Origin of the sequence: Ferruginibacter paludis, assembly GCF_030409685.1 — a bacterium.
In the GTDB taxonomy this organism is placed as follows: Bacteria; Bacteroidota; Bacteroidia; order Chitinophagales; family Chitinophagaceae; genus Ferruginibacter; species Ferruginibacter paludis.
Genome location: NZ_JAUFQJ010000002.1, coordinates 198,939 through 220,467, shown reverse-complemented (window position 1 = coordinate 220,467; position 21,529 = coordinate 198,939). Strand labels below are relative to the sequence as shown.

Annotated in this window: 17 protein-coding genes; 4 read left to right on the top strand and 13 right to left on the bottom strand. The window is 41.0% G+C overall.

The features are described 5' to 3' along the window. Window positions 1–98: 98 nt before the first annotated feature. Window positions 99–695 (bottom strand): 3-isopropylmalate dehydratase small subunit, encoded by a 597-nt coding sequence (gene leuD / locus QWZ08_RS02970; protein ID WP_290335717.1) that lies wholly within the window; start codon window positions 693–695, stop codon window positions 99–101. Window positions 696–745: 50 nt separating this feature from the next. Next, entirely contained in the window at window positions 746–2,149 is a 1,404-nt protein-coding gene (gene leuC, locus QWZ08_RS02965) for a 3-isopropylmalate dehydratase large subunit (protein WP_290335716.1), read from the bottom strand. Window positions 2,150–2,555: 406 nt separating this feature from the next. Between leuC and QWZ08_RS02960 the strand changes: the two genes are divergently transcribed. The 4 genes from QWZ08_RS02960 to QWZ08_RS02945 all read left to right on the top strand — a co-directional run bounded on the left by QWZ08_RS02960 (window position 2,556) and on the right by QWZ08_RS02945 (window position 9,238). After that, window positions 2,556–3,224, top strand: coding sequence for a FadR/GntR family transcriptional regulator (locus QWZ08_RS02960; protein WP_290335714.1), 669 nt, complete (start codon window positions 2,556–2,558; stop codon window positions 3,222–3,224). 65 nt (window positions 3,225–3,289) lie between these two features. Further along, on the top strand, window positions 3,290–4,696 hold the full coding sequence (locus QWZ08_RS02955; protein WP_290335713.1) for a TolC family protein: 1,407 nt from the start codon (window positions 3,290–3,292) through the stop codon (window positions 4,694–4,696). Between the two features lie 155 nt (window positions 4,697–4,851). Continuing rightward, window positions 4,852–8,136, top strand: coding sequence for an efflux RND transporter permease subunit (locus QWZ08_RS02950; protein WP_290335712.1), 3,285 nt, complete (start codon window positions 4,852–4,854; stop codon window positions 8,134–8,136). Next, window positions 8,123–9,238, top strand: coding sequence for an efflux RND transporter periplasmic adaptor subunit (locus tag QWZ08_RS02945; protein ID WP_290335711.1), 1,116 nt, complete (start codon window positions 8,123–8,125; stop codon window positions 9,236–9,238). The genes QWZ08_RS02950 and QWZ08_RS02945 overlap by 14 nt, the downstream gene beginning before the upstream one ends. A gap of 64 nt (window positions 9,239–9,302) precedes the next feature. Here QWZ08_RS02945 and mnmE read toward each other — a convergent pair whose 3' ends face one another. From mnmE to nuoK, 11 genes are all read right to left on the bottom strand, one after another. Further along, complete coding sequence (gene mnmE, locus QWZ08_RS02940) at window positions 9,303–10,688, bottom strand: tRNA uridine-5-carboxymethylaminomethyl(34) synthesis GTPase MnmE (RefSeq protein WP_290335709.1); 1,386 nt, start codon at window positions 10,686–10,688, stop codon at window positions 9,303–9,305. Window positions 10,689–10,748: 60 nt separating this feature from the next. Next, window positions 10,749–11,279: an ExbD/TolR family protein gene (locus tag QWZ08_RS02935; RefSeq protein WP_290335708.1), complete on the bottom strand. Its 531-nt coding sequence runs from the start codon at window positions 11,277–11,279 to the stop codon at window positions 10,749–10,751. 176 nt (window positions 11,280–11,455) lie between these two features. Next, window positions 11,456–12,283 (bottom strand): energy transducer TonB, encoded by an 828-nt coding sequence (locus QWZ08_RS02930; RefSeq protein WP_290335707.1) that lies wholly within the window; start codon window positions 12,281–12,283, stop codon window positions 11,456–11,458. 49 nt (window positions 12,284–12,332) lie between these two features. Further along, window positions 12,333–12,881, bottom strand: a complete 549-nt coding sequence (locus QWZ08_RS02925; RefSeq protein WP_290335706.1) for an ExbD/TolR family protein — start codon at window positions 12,879–12,881, stop codon at window positions 12,333–12,335. 37 nt (window positions 12,882–12,918) lie between these two features. Then, window positions 12,919–13,575 carry an ExbD/TolR family protein gene (locus QWZ08_RS02920; RefSeq protein WP_290335705.1) on the bottom strand — a complete coding sequence of 219 codons (657 nt, stop codon included), beginning with the start codon at window positions 13,573–13,575 and terminating at the stop codon, window positions 12,919–12,921. 53 nt (window positions 13,576–13,628) lie between these two features. Then, window positions 13,629–14,504 (bottom strand): MotA/TolQ/ExbB proton channel family protein, encoded by an 876-nt coding sequence (locus tag QWZ08_RS02915; protein ID WP_290335704.1) that lies wholly within the window; start codon window positions 14,502–14,504, stop codon window positions 13,629–13,631. A gap of 246 nt (window positions 14,505–14,750) precedes the next feature. Further along, on the bottom strand, window positions 14,751–16,028 hold the full coding sequence (locus QWZ08_RS02910; protein ID WP_290335703.1) for an ABC transporter permease: 1,278 nt from the start codon (window positions 16,026–16,028) through the stop codon (window positions 14,751–14,753). 160 nt (window positions 16,029–16,188) lie between these two features. Beyond that, on the bottom strand, window positions 16,189–17,583 hold the full coding sequence (locus tag QWZ08_RS02905) for an NADH-quinone oxidoreductase subunit N (RefSeq protein ID WP_290335702.1): 1,395 nt from the start codon (window positions 17,581–17,583) through the stop codon (window positions 16,189–16,191). Between the two features lie 43 nt (window positions 17,584–17,626). Further along, on the bottom strand, window positions 17,627–19,126 hold the full coding sequence (locus QWZ08_RS02900) for a complex I subunit 4 family protein (RefSeq protein ID WP_290335701.1): 1,500 nt from the start codon (window positions 19,124–19,126) through the stop codon (window positions 17,627–17,629). A gap of 9 nt (window positions 19,127–19,135) precedes the next feature. After that, window positions 19,136–21,046 (bottom strand): NADH-quinone oxidoreductase subunit L, encoded by a 1,911-nt coding sequence (gene nuoL / locus QWZ08_RS02895; protein WP_290335700.1) that lies wholly within the window; start codon window positions 21,044–21,046, stop codon window positions 19,136–19,138. A gap of 132 nt (window positions 21,047–21,178) precedes the next feature. Beyond that, complete coding sequence (gene nuoK, locus QWZ08_RS02890; RefSeq protein ID WP_290335699.1) at window positions 21,179–21,502, bottom strand: NADH-quinone oxidoreductase subunit NuoK; 324 nt, start codon at window positions 21,500–21,502, stop codon at window positions 21,179–21,181. Between the last annotated feature and the right edge of the window lie 27 nt (window positions 21,503–21,529).

Below are 21,529 nucleotides of genomic sequence, written 5' to 3'. Positions count from 1 at the left end.
ATTTCAATATGTCGTGGTATTTTTTTCAATTGCTTACAGCGATGCTGGTAGATTATAACTTTCTAAAAAAAGAAATTCGATGGATGTTCACCAGCTGATTAAATCGCATGGATTTTGGCAAAACCGGCAATGTCTTCCTTCATGGCTTGTAGATAATCAATGTCATCAAAGCCATTTAACAGGTTGTGCTTTTTATAGCCGTTGATGTTAAAGGTTTCTTTTTCGCCTGTAGACAAAATAGTAATGGTTTGGTCAGGAAGACTTACAGTAAATTGATTTTTAGGATCCGCTTCGATGGAAGAAAATATTTTTGCTAAAAATTCAGGGCTTACCTGTACTGGTAAAATGCCCATATTGATGGCATTGTTTTTAAAGATATCAGCAAAAAAACTGGATACCACGCAACGGAAGCCATAGTCGTAAATAGCCCAGGCCGCATGTTCTCGGCTGCTGCCACTTCCAAAGTTGGTACCGCCTACTAATATTTTTCCGGTGTAAATAGGATTGTTCAACACAAAATCCTGCTTGGGTGTGTTGTCTGCATTGTAACGCCAGTCCCTGAAAAGATTGTCGCCAAAACCTTCCCGCTTGGTTGCTTTTAAAAAACGTGCCGGAATAATCTGGTCTGTATCTACATTCTCGATTGGTAAAGGAACTGCGGTGCTGGTAAGTTCATTAAATTTATCGTAAGCCATAATTGAATTGATAATTAATAATTGATAACTAATAATGAGAGATGCATCTATTACATCAAATCTCTTGGATCGGTTACGTAACCGGTGATTGCTGCGGCGGCCGCTACCAGCGGACTTGCCAGCATGGTGCGGCTTCCGGGCCCTTGTCTCCCTTCAAAGTTGCGGTTGCTGGTACTTACTGCATATTTGCCTGCAGGCACTTTATCATCATTCATTGCAAGACAGGCAGAACAGCCCGGCTGACGCAAAGCAAAACCAGCTTCGGTTAAAATATCCAGTATGCCTTCTTCTTTAATCTGCGATTCAACAATGTGCGATCCAGGCACTACCCAGGCAGTAACATGATCCGCTTTTTTACGGCCTTTTACAATGGAAGCAAAAGCCCTGAAATCTTCAATACGGCCATTGGTACAACTGCCGATAAACACGTAATCTACTTTTTTACCGATCATTTGATCCTGCTCATGAAAGCCCATATAATTCAGGGATTTTTCATACGTGGCGGCACCGCCTTTTAAATCAGCTCCCTTAGGAATTGATTTTGAAATACCCATGCCCATTCCGGGGTTGGTGCCATAAGTAATCATCGGTTCAATATCAGCCGCATTAAAATTGTATTCTTTATCGAAGGTTGCGCCTTCGTCGGTTTTCAATGTTTTCCAATAGGCCAATGCTTTGTCCCATGCTTCGCCTTTTGGTGCCAGCTCTCTTCCGTTGATATAGGCAAAAGTGGTTTCGTCAGGAGCAATCATACCGCCCCGGGCGCCCATTTCAATGCTCATATTGCATACCGTCATACGGCCTTCCATGCTCATTTTTTCAAATACCTCGCCTGCATATTCAACAAAATACCCGGTGGCGCCGGCGGTAGTTAACTGCGATATAACATATAAAGTCACATCTTTTGGTGTAACGGCTTTTCCTAAACTGCCGGTTACATTGATGCGCATTTTTAATGGTTTGGGTTGCATGATACACTGGGAAGACAATACCATTTCAACCTCTGAAGTACCTATGCCAAAAGCAATCGCACCAAAAGCGCCATGCGTTGATGTATGAGAGTCACCGCATACGATGGTCATGCCCGGAAGGGTGATGCCATTTTCTGGCCCTACCACGTGTACAATACCATTTTTTGGATTGCCCAGTCCCCAGTGCGAAATACCGTATTTGGCTGAGTTTTGTTCCAGTGCCTTCAATTGGTTGGCGGATAAAGGATCTGCTACCGGCAAATGCTGGTTTACGGTAGGTGTATTGTGATCGGCAGTAGCAAACGTGTGTTCAGGAAACATCACTTTTATTCCCCTGCTCTCAAGGCCAAGAAACGCAACCGGGCTGGTTACCTCATGTATAAAATGCCTGTCAATAAAGAAAACATCAGGCCCGTCTTCTATTCTTCGTACTACATGTGCATCCCACACTTTATCAAACAAGGTAGTTGGCTTATTACTCATTGTAAATATATTTTTGAATTATTTTGCAAATATCCATTGTTATCGGGTAAAAATTGCAAAAACACAGATAAATCTGAACAAGGGTTGAATAAAAACTTCCAAAAGAATATAAAATTGAGATTTTTTCTTATTTCATCCGGGGACATTTTTCAAGTCATTTGCTTCAAAAAGCAGGTTTAAAAATGTTACCTTTTCAGCTAACGGTTTCAGTAATGGATGCGTTATAAAACAACTATTTTTTTAATAAAATCTAAGCCAGTATTGTTTTCGGGTTAAGGACAACTTCTTTGTCGATAAAAGTAATTTTTTATCTCGGCCATTTTTGTAACGGTTTGTTATTGGCCTAAAAACATTTTTTCAAGTGCTGTTATCCGCCTACCTTCACTCATCAGATGACCTGACGACTATGGAAAGTATTGTAAAAAGAAGCGGCGTATGCGATGAGGTGGTAACCAAATTGCAGCAACAAATTGCCTCGGGAAAATTTAAAACAGGGGAAAAGCTGCCATCAGAACCGGTGATGATGCAGCAGTTTGGCGTTGGCCGCTCCAGCATCAGGGAAGCCATCCGCATATTAGCCAACAAGGGACTGGTAACTGTTAAGCAGGGCCTTGGTACTTTTGTTGACGTTCAGAACGGCACACTGGTTCCCTGGTACGACCGCCTGCAGCGTTCTACCTCAAAAGATCTGAATGAAGTAAGGCAATTGCTGGAGCTGAAAATTGCAGAAAAAGCAGCTTTAAACAGAACGCAGAAAGACATTACCATCCTTACTAAATTATTAAAGAAACGTTTGCATGCCGCTCAAAATAACCTTGCAGACGAATGCATTGATGCGGATATTCAGTTTCATATTGCCATTGCAGACGCGGCCAAAAATGATATACTGGCAGACTTATATAAAAACATCGCCGCACAGATAAAAAAATCATTCCGGCAGGCCTATACCGATACGGAAATGTTTGTTATAAAACATTCGATACACGAAGACCTGTTGCAAAGCATCATTGATAAAGACCCCAAAAGAGCCTGGGAATGTGTGATGAATATTATTGGGGAGAAGGCGGAAAGCTGAAGGCTTAAGGCGGAAAGCTAAAAGCAACAGGCGTAACTCATTTACTAACTGATACCTTTATAAGTATGATGATTTGTTTAAAAAACAGAATGCTGCTTTTGCTGCTGAGCGGATTTTTTTGCGGGCAAACTACGGTAGGCCAGGAACAAAAGCCGTTGTTGCTTTCAGAAGCGATACAAAACGGACTTCAGCATTACCAAAGCATACAGGCCAAACAAAATTATCTTCATTCATCTGAGGAGCTGGTAAAAAATACACAAAAAGAATACCTGCCCAATGTGCTGGCGTCTATACAACAAAGTTTTGGCACCATCAACGGGCAGTTTGGTCCGGCTGCTGCTTACGGCGTACCTGGCACCAGTTCATCAGGCCCTACCTATAGCAGCCAGAGTTGGTCTGCCGCATTTGGTGGTGTGTATGTATTAAATACCAACTGGGAAGTATTTTCTTTTGGCAGGTTACAGTCAAGGATTGCTTATGCAGCATCACAGGTAAGCAGAGATTCTGCCGATCTTGCGCAGGAACAATTTGTACAGGGTGTAAAAATAGCAAGTGCCTATCTTAATTTACTGGTTGCACAAACCCTTTTAAAAACAGCCAATGCCAACCTGCAAAGAGCAACCACTATACAAACGGTGGTATTGGCCCGTACCAAAAACGGCCTTAATGCCGGCGTGGATTCTTCCATAGCCAATGCGGAAGTTTCCAAAGCAAAGCTGCTGATTATCGATGCTTCCAACACAGAGCAAACTTATAATAACCAACTTGCGCAATTGATGAATGCCTGCGCCATCAGTTACAGTGCGGATACTACTTTCTTAAAAACATTACCATCGACCTACAATACCGATCTGGCCATTGAACAAAATCCACAGGTTAAATTTTATAAAAGACGTATTGATCAAAGCGACCGTTATGCAAATCTGTTAAGCAAAAGTATTTTACCCGGCGTCAACCTGTTTGGCATTTTTCAAACAAGAGGCTCTGGGTTTGATTATAATTATACCGCTCTCAACAACAACTATTCAAAAGATTATTTTACCGGCATCAACCCCACCCGGAGCAATTATGTAGCTGGTGTTTCGATGGCATGGAATATTATGAGCATCTCTAAAATAAAACACCAGGTACTATCGCAGCAATTTATTTCAAAAGGATTACAGAATGAATATGACCTTATCAGTACCCAATTAAAAGATCAGCTGGTGCTGGCCGACCAGCGCATTGCCAACAGTTTGCAGAGTTGGCGTGAAGCTCCTGTTCAATACAAAGCAGCATCTGATGCTTATTTGCAAAAATCGGTGTTGTTTAAAAACGGGCTCAGTAATATCATTGATCTTCAACAGGCACTTTATTTACTGAACCGTGCAGAAACCGATGTGAGTGTTGCCTATATCAACGTGTGGCAATCTTTGTTACAAAAGGCCGCTGCCTCGGGAGATTTTGATTTGTTTCTAAAGCAAGTGCGATAATACAGTTATGAGTTATGAATTATAAGTGATGAGTTTTTTATGGCCGGGGGGGCATTGCAACAATACAAGAAAATCTCCAGGTCGAAAATAAAAATCAGAATTCATCAAGAACATTCGTAACTCATAATTCATAACTTATAACTCATAACTAAAAAATGAACCTGATAAGAGCTGCATTACGGAAACCCATTACCATACTGGTTTTGGTGGCAGGACTAACCTTTTTTGGTATCAATGCGGTACGCAATATCAAGATTGATATTTTTCCGGATATGAATATGCCGGTGATTTATTTATCGCATCCTTATGGCGGCTATACGCCTGACCAGATGGAATCTTATTTTGGTAAAGCCTATGTAAACCTGATGCTGTATGTATCCGGTGTAAAGAGCATTGAAACAAAAAATATCCAGGGCCTCACGCTGATGAAGCTTACATTTTACCAGGGCACCAACATGGCCCAGGCCGCGGCCGAAGTGTCTGCTTTCAGCAACAGGGCGCAAGCCATTTTTCCGCCGGGCTCGCAGCCTCCTTTTATCCTCCGCTTTGATGCATCGACCCTACCCGTCGGGCAATTGGTATTGAGCAGTGCTACCAGGACCAACAACGAATTATTAGACTTTGCCAACGTTTATGTGCGCTCTTCTTTTTCTTCCATACCCGGTCTGGTGGCTCCTGCACCTTTTGGCGGCAATGTGCGTACGATAGTTATAAAAGTTGATCCTGAATTATTGCGGGCACACAATTTTACCGCCGACCAGGTGGTAGAAGCGTTGCGTGTAAACAACCAAACTTCACCTGCGGGCAATGTGCGCATTGGTGATAAAAATTATCTAACCCCGGCAAACACTACCATCAAAACAGTTAAAGATTTTGAAAATATTCCGCTGTTTAAAGGTGGTGTTCAAAACCTGTATTTAAAAGATGTAGCTACCGTAGAAGATGGCGCAGATATTACCACCAGCTATGCCCTCATCAACGGCAAACGTTCTGTGTACCTGGCCATCACAAAATCAGCTGATGCTTCCACCTGGGAAGTAGTGCAAAACCTGAAGAAAGCCATTCCGCGTTTTCAGGCTTTGTTGCCTGCAGATGTAAGCCTGTCTTACCAATTCGATCAATCCGGTTATGTGATCAATGCCGTTAAAAGCTTATTGAGTGAAGGAGCCATTGGTGCCATCTTAACCGGCTTAATGGTGCTGCTTTTTTTAGGTGATCCGAGGGGTGCATTGATTGTTATCCTGACAATACCAATTTCCATTATATCAGGCATTTTATTTTTATCGCTGTTTAATCAAACTATCAATATCATGACGCTTAGCGGGCTTTCGCTGGCGATTGGTATCCTGGTAGATGAATCGACCGTAACCATTGAAAATATACACCAGCATCTCGATATGCACAAGCCAAAGGCATTGGCCATTTGGGATGCGTGTAAAGAAATTGCCTTCCCGAAATTGCTCATCCTGTTTTGTATACTGGCGGTATTTGCTCCCGCCTTTACCATGAAGGGCATACCCGGCGCTTTGTTTTTACCGCTGGCGCTGGCCATCGCTTTCTCCATGATTGTATCTTATTTTATGGCGCAAACTTTTGTGCCCATCATGGCCAACTGGCTGATGAAAGATCATCATGTAAAAAAAGGTGGTTCATCAACCGACATGACGGATGAAGAAGAATTCGCTGCCAGTGGTCTTACACGGGAAGAAGAAGGTGATACCTGGGATCAGAAAAAAATCCTTGCGGAAAAATCGATGCATGACGACGGTAAAAAGCATTCTCTTTTTGAAAAATCCAGGATTCGGTTGCTGAGTTTTTTATCACGGTTGTTTCCTTTTTCGGCCTGGGTGGTGGTAGCGTATGTTATTATTATTTCCGGTATTGCCTTTTTATTGCTAAGTAATATCGGGCGGGATGTATTACCTAAGGTCAATGCCAAACAGTTCCAGGTAAGGCTGCGTGCACCCGAAGGCACAAGAGTCGAAAGCACAGAACTGGAAGTTGTAAAAGCACTCGCTGTGTTGGATACAATGGCGGGCAAGGATAATATTGCCATTACTTCTGCTTTTGTGGGTATACACCCTGGGTTGTTTTCCACAAGTCCCATTTACCTGTTTATGGCCGGCCCACACGAAGCGGTTTTACAGGTGCAGTTAAAAGAAGACTATAAAACCAACCTGGAAGAGTTCCAGGATAAATTCAGGGAAAAAATTAAAGCGGCCATGCCGGATATCAAATTATCTTTTGAACCCATTCAGTTGACCGATAAAATTTTAAGCCAGGGATCACCCACACCAATTGAAGTAAAAATATCCGGTAAAAACAAGGAAGTAAATGAAGAGTATGCCAATAAGCTGATTGAAAAGCTAAATAAAATCCCCTATCTGCGGGATGTACAGATTGGACAGAGCACTAAATATCCATCCATTAACATTGATATTGACCGTATAAAAGCGGCACAACTGGGCGTAGATATGTCAGATATTGCCCGCTCGCTTACAGCCTCTACTTCTTCCAGCCGGTACACAGAAAAAAATGTATGGGTGGATCAAAAAGCCGGGCTAAGCTATGGTGTGCAGGTGGAAATTCCGGAGAACAAGATGAAAAGTGTGAATGACATCAATGAAATAGCCGTTCTTAAAAATCAGGCCAGGCCTGTGATTGGTGATGTTGCTACTATTTCGGAAGGAACAACCCATGGAGAAAATGACAACGTCGGCGTGATACCGTTACTTTCTGTAACAGCCAATTTATATAAAAAAGATTTAGGCCATGCCACGCAGGACGTTGACGCAGCTATCAAATCGCTGGGGCCACTACCCCGTGGACTGACCATGGAAGCAGGTGGCTTAAGTAATGTACTTACTGAAACTTTGGATAGTTTGCAGAGTGGATTGATCGTGGCCATCGTAGTAATATTTTTAATGCTGGCCGCCAACTTTCAATCGTTTAAAGTTTCCCTTGTAGTACTGGCGACCGTGCCCGCTGTAATATTGGGCGCATTAGTACTACTGGAGTTAACAGGTTCAACATTAAACCTGCAATCGTACATGGGTATGATTATGTCGGTCGGCGTTTCCATCTCCAATTCTGTATTACTCATCACCAATGCGGAGCAGTTGCGCAAACACAATGGTGATGCTATCCTATCTGCCAAAGAAGCCGTGGCCTTGCGCATGCGCCCCATTCTTATGACAAGTGTGGCCATGATAGCGGGTATGATACCAATGGCTGCAGGTCTTGGGGAAGGCGGCGACCAGGCATCGCCATTGGGACGTGCCGTTATTGGCGGACTGGTAGCATCTACGTTTGCAGCATTATTTATTTTACCCCTTGTTTTTGCCTGGGTACAAGGAAAGGCCGGCACACAGTCTGTATCACTTGACCCTGAAGACAAAGAAAGTAAACACTATATACCATCTTTATATGAAAAGAAATAACCTCGTAGTTACAACATTGCTGACCGTAAGCCTGTTGCTGATGATGACCATGCAAAGCTGTAATTCATCGGATAGAGGGAAAACAGAAAACAAAGCCGCAGCAGTAGTAGCAGTGCCGCCTACGCCTGTGTTTGTATTACAAAAGGGCATGCTTGCCAGCAGACTGGACATACCGGGGGAATTGATCGCTTTTCAAAAGGTGGATTTGTATGCGAAGGTCAGCAGCTTTGTAAAAAAGATGTACGTGGATGTTGGTTCGCAGGTAAAACAGGGTCAATTGCTGGCCACCATGGAAGCGCCTGAAATTGGATCACAACTGGCAGGCTCACAATCAAAACTGGAATCTTTCAATGCACTTTACCAGGCAAGTAAAGCTACTTACAACAGGCTACTGGAAACCAGTAAAACGCCGGGCACTATTTCGCCCAACGAACTGGAGCTGGCGTTGGCAAAACAAAACTCCGATCTGGCCCAATTAAATGCGGCCAAAGCAGCAGCCAGGGAAATTACCGACACAAGGAACTACCTGGAAATACGGGCACCATTCAGCGGCGTTATCAGTGCGAGGAATGTTAGCGCAGGTGCTTATGTCGGCCCCGCCGGCAAGGGTTCTGATATGCCCATCTTTTCATTGCAACAACAAAGCAAACTTCGCCTGGTGGCCTCCATCCCCGCTACTTATACTTCTTTTCTGAACAATAAAAGCAAGGTGAATTTTACAGTGAATTCACTGGCAGGAGAAAAGTTTACAGCAACGATTGCCAGACTTTCCGGAGCACTGGACAACCGGCTTCGCTCCGAATCTATTGAGATGGATGTAGACAACAGCAGCAAAAAATTATTGCCCGGCATGATTGCTGAAATCTCAATTCCACTTCCTGCGCAGGATAGTAGTTTTGTTGTGCCGAAGACAGCCGTAGTAAATTCAACTCAAAAAATATTTGTGATCAGAAAACTCAACGGCAAAGCCGAATGGGTAGAGATAAAAAAAGGCAGAGACGCCGATGGCAAAACAGAAGTGTATGGAGGAGGCTTAAAGACTGGCGACACACTGGTTACATCAGGCAGTGAGGAAATCCGGGAAGGGACTGTTATTAAATAATATAGCTGCTACTTAAGTTTCAGAGAATCGGGTTGTTGGTGATAAAATAGAAAACTAAGCCATTTTATTTTCCGATACAAAACTTACTAAAGATGAAATCCAGCACATCTTCATTCGAAATATCACCTGTTATTTCTGAAATGTAATGAAGACAACGGCGTATATCGAGCGCCAGCAGATCACCGGGAATGGCATTGTTTAAACCGGCTTCAATATCATTCAATGAACGCTCCACCTGTTGCAAAGCCTGCTGGTGGCGGGCATTAGTAACAATTACGCTTTCAGAGGAAGGAAGTTCATGTACGGTTGATTTGAAAATGACACCTTTCAATTCATCAATGCCCGTTTTATTTTTGGCAGAAATAAAATGAATGTTGTTGATACCACTAAACTTGTTTTTTATTTCATTGGTCGTGGCTATATCGGCTTTATTTCCCACCAGTATGACTGTGTTGTTGTTCTGCTGTAACATATCAGCGATCACTTTCAATTCTTCCGCACTAATTTGATTTACGTCGAAAATGTACAATACAACATCGGCCGATTTCATCTTTTCCAGACTCCGTTCTATCCCCACCAGCTCTATACTGTCCGTACTATGCTCCCTGATGCCTGCAGTATCAATTAACCTGAATAAAATACCATTGATGTTGAGTACCTCTTCAATGGTATCCCTTGTAGTGCCGGCAATTTCACTCACGATGGCACGGTTTTCATTCAGCAGTGTATTTAGCAAAGTAGATTTGCCCGCATTGGGTTTACCAATAATGGCAACACTCACACCGTTTTTAATTACATTACCCAATTGAAAAGAATTCAATAATTGTGTAGTGGTGGTTTTAGCCGAGCGGATGAGTTCGTAAAACTTTTTACGATCTGCAAACTCCACGTCTTCCTGGCTAAAATCCAGTTCCAACTCTATCAATGCAGAAAAGCTAATCAGTTCTTCCCGCAACGTTTTTAACACCTCGCTAAAGCCGCCCCTGATGTTATAAAGCGCAGCCTTTTGTGAGGCTGCTGTATTGCTCGCAATTAAATCAGCAACTGCTTCTGCCTGTGTTAAATCCAGTTTGCCGTTTAAAAATGCCCGCTGGGTATATTCGCCCGGTTTGGCCATTCTTGCTCCATGATTAACGCATGCGTGTAATACCTGTTGTTGCACATACGGACTACCATGACAGCTAATTTCCACCACATCTTCTCCTGTATAACTTTTGGGACCTTTAAATAAAGAAACAACTACTTCATCAATCAGTTTTCCCTTATCCTTAATCAACCCAACATGTATCGTATGAGAAGGCTTGCCTGATAAATCTTTTGATGAAAATAAGGTATTGATTATACCGAAAGCCTTATCGCCACTAAGTCTTATTACACCGATAGCTCCCACTCCCGGAGGAGTTGCCAATGCGACAATGGTATCTTGCCAGCCGGATAATTTATTTGTCATGTGGCAAAGATAAACCACTATTAAAGTGTTTCTGCTTCATGGATAAAATTTGGGCATTTCTTAGTACGGCTTTACCGAAAGATATCTATTGTCGGCTTTGTCTATCTCAGTTGTGTAGTAATGCTTTACTCCATTGATCGTTACTTCATCCAGCACATCTACAAAGTTCTGGAATGTGCTTACATCGGATGGTTTTATGATCAATACAAAATCATCTGCAGTGCCCTTTAATTTTTGTACTGCCTTTCTTTTCTGCAAAATAATTTCGCGGATGCCTTTATCACTAAAATTAGTTTCTCCAGCAATTGCGTTTGCAGAAGGCATTCCTTCGTAATATCTTATCACATTGTCTTTGTCAAGCAGCACAGTTAATGCGCAGGATTGGCATATCATATCACTGGGAGGCACTTTATCATAAGGCATATTCATATTCATTACCGTGGGCGTGGCGAGTGAGGTGGTAAATACAAAGAAGGTGATCAGAAGAAAGCCAAGATCCACCATCGGGGTTAAATCAACCCTGGTAGTCTTTTTTTTGAATGCAAATTTCTTCTGTTTGTTGCCGGGTTTGTTGTTTTCGATTTCTGCCATAACATATAGTTTGTAGTAAGATGTTGGCCGGTGTTATTTCCATACTGTTTGTTCGATAATTTATCACCAGTTTTTAACTGAAAAGTCTTTTAAAAATCAATAAAATACAATTGACTACAAGACAAAAAAATCCCTTTACAAAATTGTAAAGGGATTTTTTTTGTGACTCTTAAATTTTATTGTTCCTGTACCACGAAGGTAATTGGCTGCCGACGATAGGCATTTACGTTACGTCCGTTTTGTAAAGCCGGCGTCCATTTAGGACCTTTTTTAATAATTTTTACAGCTTCATCTTCCATACCATAACCATGTTTTGATTCAGCCTGAACATCGCTGATACTTCCGTCCTTGCTTACAATAAACCTTACAATAACCTGGTAAGTTCCTTCCGGAGCACCATTATCAACCGGCGTACTGGCATTCAGATTTTTTTCAAGGTAACGTCTCCATGCAGCTTCTCCACCTGGGAAGGCAGCTTCGTTTTCCACCTTGGTAAAAATTTTATCTTCATCATCAGATTTAGGAGCTTCGGTCACCTGTGTTCCCTTATCTTCCACCGGAGCCTGTACAATTGCCTGTTTATTATCGCTTTCAACAGTCTTAGTACTAATCACCTGGTCTTCCTTTATCTCCTCAATTTTTTCATCTGGCTTTACCTCTTCATCTTTTACAATTTTGGGAGGCGTAAACTTAATCTGGTTAATTTCAGGAGGTGGTGGCGCCTTTGGTGGTGGTGGCGGTGGTGGTGGCGGTGGAGCATCATTCTTTTTTATCTCCGCCATCTGTGTATCCAGCACGTCTATTTGTTCAACCTTCTTTTTTCCCATTATATCAGCAAATACAGAGGCTAAAAAAAGTACAATTGCAAGAGCAGCAGTAAGCAGCAAGGCTTTGGTAAGCCTTCCGTTGTAAGTCTTACGAAGTTCGTAAGCGCCGTACTGCTTGTTCCTGCCATCAAAAATGATGTCAAGAACATCTGCGTTTAAAATTTTATTTATTTCCATTTCAAAATGCTTTATTGTTTAGATTCAGGAACATTCAAATTCCATAAATTTATTTAATTCCATTGGCTTGTTCCGTCATAGTTACTAACTGTTCTTCCGATGGCGCCATGTCAACTTCGGCATAGTGCCCGGGAGGAACTGTATTAATCGTCATTTCATCCAAAATGTCAATCGCATTTTTAAAAGTAGCATCCTTATCAGATTTGATAATATACATTAAATCGCCAATAGGAGTAGCTTTCTTTTTGTCAAGAATTACCTGCCTTATATCTTTAAAATTGCTGCTTTTGAACTGTTGAGATGCAGTTTCCGGGTTTAATTCTCCCATGTAGTAATATACCTGGTCGCTTTTGCCCAGAAGAATCGTCATAGCTCCCGAATTTTTAACTTTAAGTTGCTGATCCGGATCATCCTTTGGTTCATTCATGTTCATCGCTGTAGGCTGACTCATGGTTGTTGTAAAAACGAAAAACGTAATTAACAGAAAACCAAGATCTACCATTGGTGTTAAATCCACACGAGTGGACATTTTTTTACCTTTTTTGACGCCAGGGCCTTTTTTATGTCCGCCACCCGACGAGGTATCCATTTCTGCCATAAAAATATTTTTTAGTTAAATGAAGGAAATTATTTCCCTATTGCTGCTTTGCCTTATTTTCATTATACAATTCTGTTCCAGCTTCGACAGTTTCACTGTTAGTGGCAATCCTGAATTTGAAAAGATCATTTTTCTTCAAAGCATATTTAATGGCTTTGAAAGTTGGGTACTTAACAGAGTTATCCCCCTTAATTACAATCCTCTCTTCCAGTTCTTTTTGGTCACCCCCTGCGTACGCGTTGGTGATACTTCTGAACCAGTCTACCATTTCGTTATTTGTACTGTCTACGATTGGTATACCTGCCAATTTCTCTGCGGGTGGTAATTCAGGTAAAGCCAAAACACTTTTAATTTGTCCTAAAGGCACGCCGATGAAAGGTAATTTTCCAAGTTTGGCTATTTCATCAGGCGAAAGGTTTAATCCTTTGGTTTTGTTCAAATCATTCAGCACATCTTTTCTTTTTGCATCATCACCCAAAATCAGGAAGCATTTCCCTTCTTTTGTAAGTGTAACAAGGATGGCCTTGTCTGACGCAACTTTGGCTGATACCGACGTAGGCGTTTGAACCGCAACTGCTTCCGGTGGCTTTTGCTTTGTTGCCATTATGAAAAACGATAACAGCAAGAAAGCAACATCACACATAGCTGTCATATCAATATTTGTACTCTTTCGAGGTAGTTTCGCTCTTCCCATGCGCTATTTTTTATTTTATTATGAGATGCATTGTGCTTGTAATTCCACAAATATTATTTGTACAAAGAAGCAAAACTTTGAGTTAAAGTAAAACCACTTTCGTCGATACCATAGGTAATGCCATCAATTTTAGTAGTAAATACGTTATACATAATAATAGCCACAGCGGAAGTACCGATTCCCAAAGCAGTATTGTACAAGGCTTCTGAAATACCTACAGAAAGTTGTTCTGCAGCAGCTGATCCGCCTTCACCAGAACCGAGGTTAGAGAATGACCTGATCATACCCAATACCGTACCCAGCAACCCCATCAATGTTGCAACAGATGCAATGGTTGATAAGAATACAAGATTTTTTTCCAACATTGGTAATTCAAGTGCAGTAGCTTCTTCTACTTCTTTCTGAATCGCCATTACTTTTTGATCTGTTGATAATTCTGAATTAGAAATCATGTCTTTGTACTTGTGCAAACCAGCTTTCATTACATTACCAACACTACCTTTTTGTTTATCGCATTCAGCAATAGCAGCATCGATATTTTTGTTGGCAAGATGATATTGAATCTTCCTGATAAAGTCAGCGCTGCTGCCTGTACCGGTTGCTTTTGAAATGGTAAGAAACCTTTCAATTACAAATGTCAATACAGTCAGTAAACAGCCAATCAACAAAGGTACAATGATACCTCCCAGGTACATTTTATGTAGCCCGTCTTTAGAGTTCTTTAATTTTTCGTAACTAGGCCAGAAAAGTTCGCCGCTATGTTGCTGAGCATCAGCAAATGCATTTGCATTTCCTAAAATGAACCGCCATATTAAATATCCGGCTATGATACAAAGTAATGGAGCCAGATAAGAAATAGAATTTCCCGATTTTTTTGCCTGTACTGAAGTTGATGGTTTTACGGTTGCAGTAGTTTTTGTTTCTGCCATGACGTTCAATTTTTAGTGAGTTAAGTGTAAATGTTGTTTGTGAAAATTAAATATTAAATGCTAATAAATACGCTTTTTTTTACCATCAAATATCTTGCTGTAAATATCTTTATGGCGAAGCACAAGTTAATAAAATAATTGAATCTAACAACTGCAGAAAGAAATTTTTCTAAGTTTTCATAAAGAAGTAATGCAGACCCGTGAATTTTGCGATTTCAGTATTCCGGAAGGGCATTTTATTAAGCATTATTCATAGCGCAGTGCAACGATGGGATCGAGTTTGGCTGCTTTATATGCAGGATAGAGGCCGGCCAGCAAGCCAACCAGCGAACAAACTAATACACCGGTAATGACCCATAGCCATGGAACAACAAAACCGGTCTTTAATAAAACTGCCACAATATTTCCAAATAATATTCCTGCGATAATTCCGACGAAGGCACCCATCAGACTGATTAGTATAGATTCCCATAAAAACTGGGCCCTCACTTCACCAGCTTTTCCACCCAGTGATTTTATCAATCCGATTTCCTTCGTTCGTTCATTTACCGCTACCAACATAATATTCATCAGTCCGATAGCCGCACCTATCAAAGTAATGAGCGCTATTGCCATTGTTGCATATTGCAAAAAGCCAAGGTTTTTCATCAGGGACTGGGCAATGCTATCACTCTTATCAATATAAAAATTGTCTTCTTCTTTTACATCCAGCTTTCTTACCGGGCGAAAAATTCCCGTTGCCTCACCAATGGCAACATCCATCATTTTCATATCGGTGACCATTACGGCAATATTATAAGATTGGCCGGTTGACCCAAATAGGCGACGGATGGTATTGTATGTAGTGATGACTATTTTATCTGCATTCATAAATGCACTGCTTCCTTTATCTTTTAATATCCCGATGATGCGGAATTTGTTACCCGACACCGTGATAATTTTATCCAGAGCCCTTTCCGTATTATCACCATATAATTTTTGCGCTACCACATTGCCTATTACGCAAACACTTCGGCCGGAGGCCACATCTGTTTCACTGAAATTACGACCTGCAGATAGTTCGTAACCATTCAGCTGAAGATAATTCTCATCTCCACCAGTAACTCTTATATCAGGATTTGTTTTCTTTACTTCATTGCTTACAATTACTCCGTTAGGGCCCGATAACGCAACGCCTACAATAGCAGGAAACCCATATCTTTCTTTAAAAGACCGTGCTTCCTCCAGCGTAATCAATTTCCCTTCACTGGATGCTCTGACAACCGCATTTTTTCTTTTTTTGGACACCTCCCTGTTTGGTCCGCCACCAAAGCGAACGTTACGCTCTTTATAGCGAAGGCTGAACGCATTGGCACCCATGGTTGAAAAGCTTTGAGTAAGACTTTGATTGACTGCTTGTACTGCAGTGATGATAGCGATGAGGGCCATGATGCCTAGGGCAATAATGATTACGGTAATAGCTGTTCTCAGCCGGTTACTTTTTACTGTCTGGTATGATAATGCAATAGAGTCGCCTGTTTTCATTACTTTAAAATTCTGCTTAAAGTTAATCCTGAAAAACTATACCCTGTATAAAAAGTTTATAAACGGTAATTACGCTGATTGCTGAAACGTTGTCATGTATTTTGAAATAATTCCTGCAACACTTGTTCCTGACGAATCAGATGGATTATTAAAAATGGCATTAGTAATAAAGCCAATCGATTATTACTGATGGCCATATACCAATGATAATTACTAACCCAGCCGTGATAATAAGCAAGGTTTTAAATGCAGGTGTAATATCCCATTGCTGGTTAACGGCCGATGTATTTTCCTTGAAGTAAATGGCCTGGATGATTTTAAAGTAGTAATAAGCGCTTATGGCCGCACACAAAACAGCAAATACAACCAGCCAGATTTGACGCCCGTCGTTAACAGCTGCCATCAGCATAAATAATTTGGCCTGGAATCCTGCAGTTAAAGGAACCCCGGTCAAAGACAACAGGAATATGGTTGCGGTGATGGCGAGCACAGGTTGCTGTTTGGCTAAACCATTAAAGCCATCTATGGTGTAATCGCTCATTTTAATCAGGATAGCAAAAAGACCAATGGTGGCGAGGCTATAAGCAGCAGTGTACAAGATAATACCTTCTTTGGCGAACTGGTTAATAGCAAATATAGCCAGTAACATAAATCCCGCCTGCGCAATACTTGAATACGCCAGCATTCGCTTTACACTTTGCTGAAATACAGCTGTTAAGTTGCCAATCAATAAAGTGGCTGCAGTTATAATAGCAATTAAAATTTGCCATTGTTGCTGCGCAGTTCCAAAAGCATGCTCAAACAACCTGATAAAAGCGATAAAACCACCAGCCTTTACAATCGTGGCCATAAAAGAAGTGAATACCGTTGGTGCCCCATCATATACATCCGGTGCCCAGAAATGAAAAGGTGCGGCAGATACTTTAAATACCATGGCAATTAATAAAAATACCAGCCCGATAGCAAGCATTACCGGTAACTTGCCTGTACCTAAATTAATATTGTTGATGTAAAAAGTGGGTGTTCCTGTATTACCGCCATAGATAAATGCAATGCCCATTAAGAGAATACCGGTTGAAAACGATCCCATCAAAAAATATTTCAACGCCGCTTCGTTGCTTTTTAAATTACGCTTATCGCTACCAGTTAAAATATACAATGGAATAGACAAAATTTCGATTCCTAAAAATAAGGTGAGTAAGGTGTTGTAAGTAGCAGCAATTGAAACGCCACATAAAACAAAGAATATGAGTGCAAAATATTCCGATACATTGTTACCCACTTTTTCTATATCCCGTCCGTTTAATAAAAATAGCAGTAGTGTACAAACCAGTACAATGGTTATAAACGTCAGGTTAAAACTGGTAAAATCAAGCATGCCCTTCAGCTCAATTGCAACCATTGGCTTCTGCATATATACTTCTGCGCAGTTGGCGATTATGGCCAGTATTAAACCTGCAATGGCCCAATATTTGGGCGTACTTTTCTGCTTGAAAAAAGCACCTCCAAACATCATCACTATTCCCCAGACTGCTGTTAGTATTATTGCGTTCATGATTCCCTATACCGCCAAACGCGGAACTGTTTTATTTATGTAATTACTTAAATCTTGTTATAATACCCGTAACCGTATCTTTTGTAAGATCAAACAACGGCTGCGGATAAATGCCTGATAAAAATATAGCCACCACGATAATGCTTAATGCAACCTGCTCATTCACTGAAATTTCTTTCATGTTTGTAGTAAGCGCATTTACCTGTCCGTAAAATACTTTCTGCACCATGGTTAAAGTATATACCGCAGCCAGAATAATACTTACCAAAGCCACCGTAGCAATCCAACCATTAAACTGGAATAGCCCACTGAACATCATGAACTCGCCCACAAATGCATTGGTTAATGGCAATGCGATATTGGCAAAACCAATTACTACCAGCATAATGGTAAGCACCGGCGCTTTATGGGCAATACCACTTAACTGGGATATTTTTCTAACGCCCAACTGGCGTTCAATCATTTCAATTACAATCCACAAACCGATGATATTGATACCGTGGTTGAACATTTGAATCATCACCCCTTCCAGACCGATTTGCTTGGTGGTGAAAATGGTGGCGCTCATTAATCCAATATGAGCAATAGAAGAATAGGCAACCAGTCGCTTTAAATCATCCTGTTTAATAGCTAACAGACTTGCGTATACAATTCCAATGACAGATAAAATAATCACCGTCGTATCAAATTTCGCCACTGCCAGCGGAAACATGGGCAACAGCCAACGCACCACGCCAAACAATCCCATTTTAACCATTACACCACTCAGTACCATGGTAACCGCAGAAGGCGATTGCTCGTATGTATCGGGCTGCCAGGTATGAAAAGGAAATACCGGCATTTTGATGGCAAAGGCAATGAAAAATAACCAGAATAACCAGCTCTGCTGATCAGCCGTTAACTGTGCCGCATAAAAATAATTGATGGCAAAACTATGTGCTGAAATTATTTTACCGGTTGCATCCTGCGTTGCTGCCGTTTGCAAATAAATATAGATGATGCCCACCAGCATCAGTAAAGACCCGGTAAAAGTGTAAATGAAAAATTTGAACGTCGCCTGTATTCTTTTATCGCCGCCCCATTTGCTGCATAAAAAATAAACGGGTATAATAGCCAGCTCCCAAAAGAAATAAAACAAAAGGGCATCTGACGCTAAAAAAACTCCCATCAAGCCAGCCTGCGTTAACAGCAACAAGCCATAAAATGAATTGGTATTTTTATATTGACTTTTATAAGTTGCTACAAAGATTACAGGAAAAGATATGGCGGTTAACAGGGTAAGAATTCTGCCCATACCATCCAGCGAAACAGAAAAACTGGCTCCTATATATTTCAGCCATTCATAATTAAAAGTCAATCCGCTCAACGCTTTGTTATTGGCGTAATAAATACTGCCCAATGAAACACACAACGTAATCACAGAAGAAAATAAAGCCCACGATTTAACGGTTGCATCTTTTTTAAAGAAAAAAGTAATTAACCCCGCCACCAACGGAAAGAAAATTAAAACATGCGGAAATGTTATCGAAATATCTTGATCCATATCTTCTGATTACAAAAACAATTGAATGATAAATAAAACTAAAATCGCAATAACCATCATCAGCATATAAGCGCTTACCTGGCCCGTTTGCAATAAACGTATCTGGCGGCTGCCGTAATTGACTGCCTTACCCACACCATTTACAAAACCATCAATCCCTCTTTTCTCGACCACGTTGCTAAAGAATCCTGCAATTGATTGTACTGGTTTTACAATGATAGCATCATAAAATTCATCCACATACCATTTATTGCTGATTGCTTTGGCCAGACCAGTCTCTTCCTCACTTGTTTTTTCGTATTTGCTGAATTTGTTCCAGGCGTACAATAATGCCATCAGGGCTCCCACAACAGATACCGCCATCAACGCATATTCTGTAGCGTGTGATAGCTCGTGGGCAGTACCCAAAGCAGCAACATGTTCATTACTTTTAGCAAAGATGGGTTCCAGAAACGCTTCCAGCCGGTGCCCGTTTGGCATAAATACTTTTGGTATCCCAATCCATCCGCCAACCACAGCCAGTATGGACAGCACAATTAAAGGTATTGTAATTGCCGAAGGACTTTCATGGAGGTGATGTTCCTGGTCGTGCGTACCGCGAAATTTACCAAGAAAAGTCATGGCGTATAAACGAAACATATAAAAAGCTGTCATGAAAGCGGTGAGTACCCCAATGCCCCAGTAAACCGGGTTCTTTGCAAATGCTTCCGCCAGTATTTCATCTTTGGAAAAGAAACCAGAAAAAGGAGGCATACCTGCTATTGCAAGGCATCCCAACAAAAAGGTGATGTGTGTAATGCTCATGTACTTTTTCAAGCCGCCCATGTTGCGCATATCCTGTTCGCCCCCCATAGCATGTATCACACTGCCGGCACCAAGAAATAGTAAGGCTTTAAAGAAGGCATGTGTCATAACATGAAATACTGCACCGGTATAAGCACCAACACCCAGGCCTAAAAACATATAGCCCAATTGACTTACCGTAGAATAAGCCAGTACTTTTTTAATATCATTTTGTTTTAAGGCGATTGTAGCGGCAACGACAGCTGTAGCCAACCCAATTACAGCAATCACAGATTGAGTAAGCGGTGCCATGGTGAATAAAATATTGCTGCGGGCAATCATATATATACCTGCAGTCACCATGGTAGCAGCATGTATCAACGCACTTACCGGTGTTGGACCCGCCATCGCATCCGGTAACCAGGTGTATAAAGGTATCTGTGCACTTTTACCGGTAGCTCCTAAAAATAATAACAGTGTGATGCCACCAATATCAAATGAAGACAATTTTGAAACGCCATCAAAAACATCATGGTAATTGGTTGTGCCCAGTTTTGCAATCAGCCAGAATACCGCCAGCAAAAATCCAAAATCACCAATGCGGTTCATGATAAATGCTTTCTTTGCAGCATCGTTGTTGGCATTATCTTTAAACCAAAAACCTATCAGCAGGTAAGAACATAAACCAACGCCTTCCCAGCCAATAAACATGATAATATAATTGGCTCCCATTACCAAAAGCAACATGGAAAAAACAAACAAATTCAGGTAAGCAAAATATTTTGCAAAATCTTTTGGCGCTTCTTCGTGCATGTAAGAAGTAGAATATACATGAATGAGAAAACCTACGCCTGTAATGATCAGTAAAAAAAGAGAAGATAACTGGTCAACCTGGAAATCGAAACCAACTTTCAGCGAAGCCGTATGAATGAAGTCGAAGTAGTGAGCAACGTGGGTATTGCCATTTTTTACCTGGAAGAAAACAAAAAGGCTGATTAAAAATGATCCTAAAATTACACCGCTGCCAATGAGGCCGGTCAATGATTTTGATAAATGATTTCTTCCCAAACCATTTATTAAAAAGCCAATCAATGGTAGAAAAGGTATCAGCCAAACTATTTGTAAAGTATTACTCATAAGCCCTAAACCCCTTGAGGGGATTTTTACCTACAACTTTAAAAGTGTAGTTTTTGATAAAATAAAATATCTTTTAATTACAAAATTCTCTTCCAGTCTTAATACCAAATACTTGCTACTAAATACCTGCACTCAGTTCTTCAACCTGTTCAAAAAATTCACATCCACCGAATGGGTGTTTCTATACATCATCACAATAATAGCCAGTCCCACACTCACTTCCGCAGCTGCCACCACCATAATAAAAAATACGAATATCTGTGCATCGCTGCCTGCAGTTGGCAACGTGGATACGTGTGTATATAATTTTGAAAAAGCTACCAATAATAAATTAGCCGCATTCAGCATTAATTCAATACACATGAAAATAATGATGGCATTTCTGCGTGTCAATACGCCAACTACGCCGATACAAAATAATGCTAAGGCTAAAAAAATGTAATAATTTATAGGCATATGCTATGTAATACTTTGCTTAAAGGT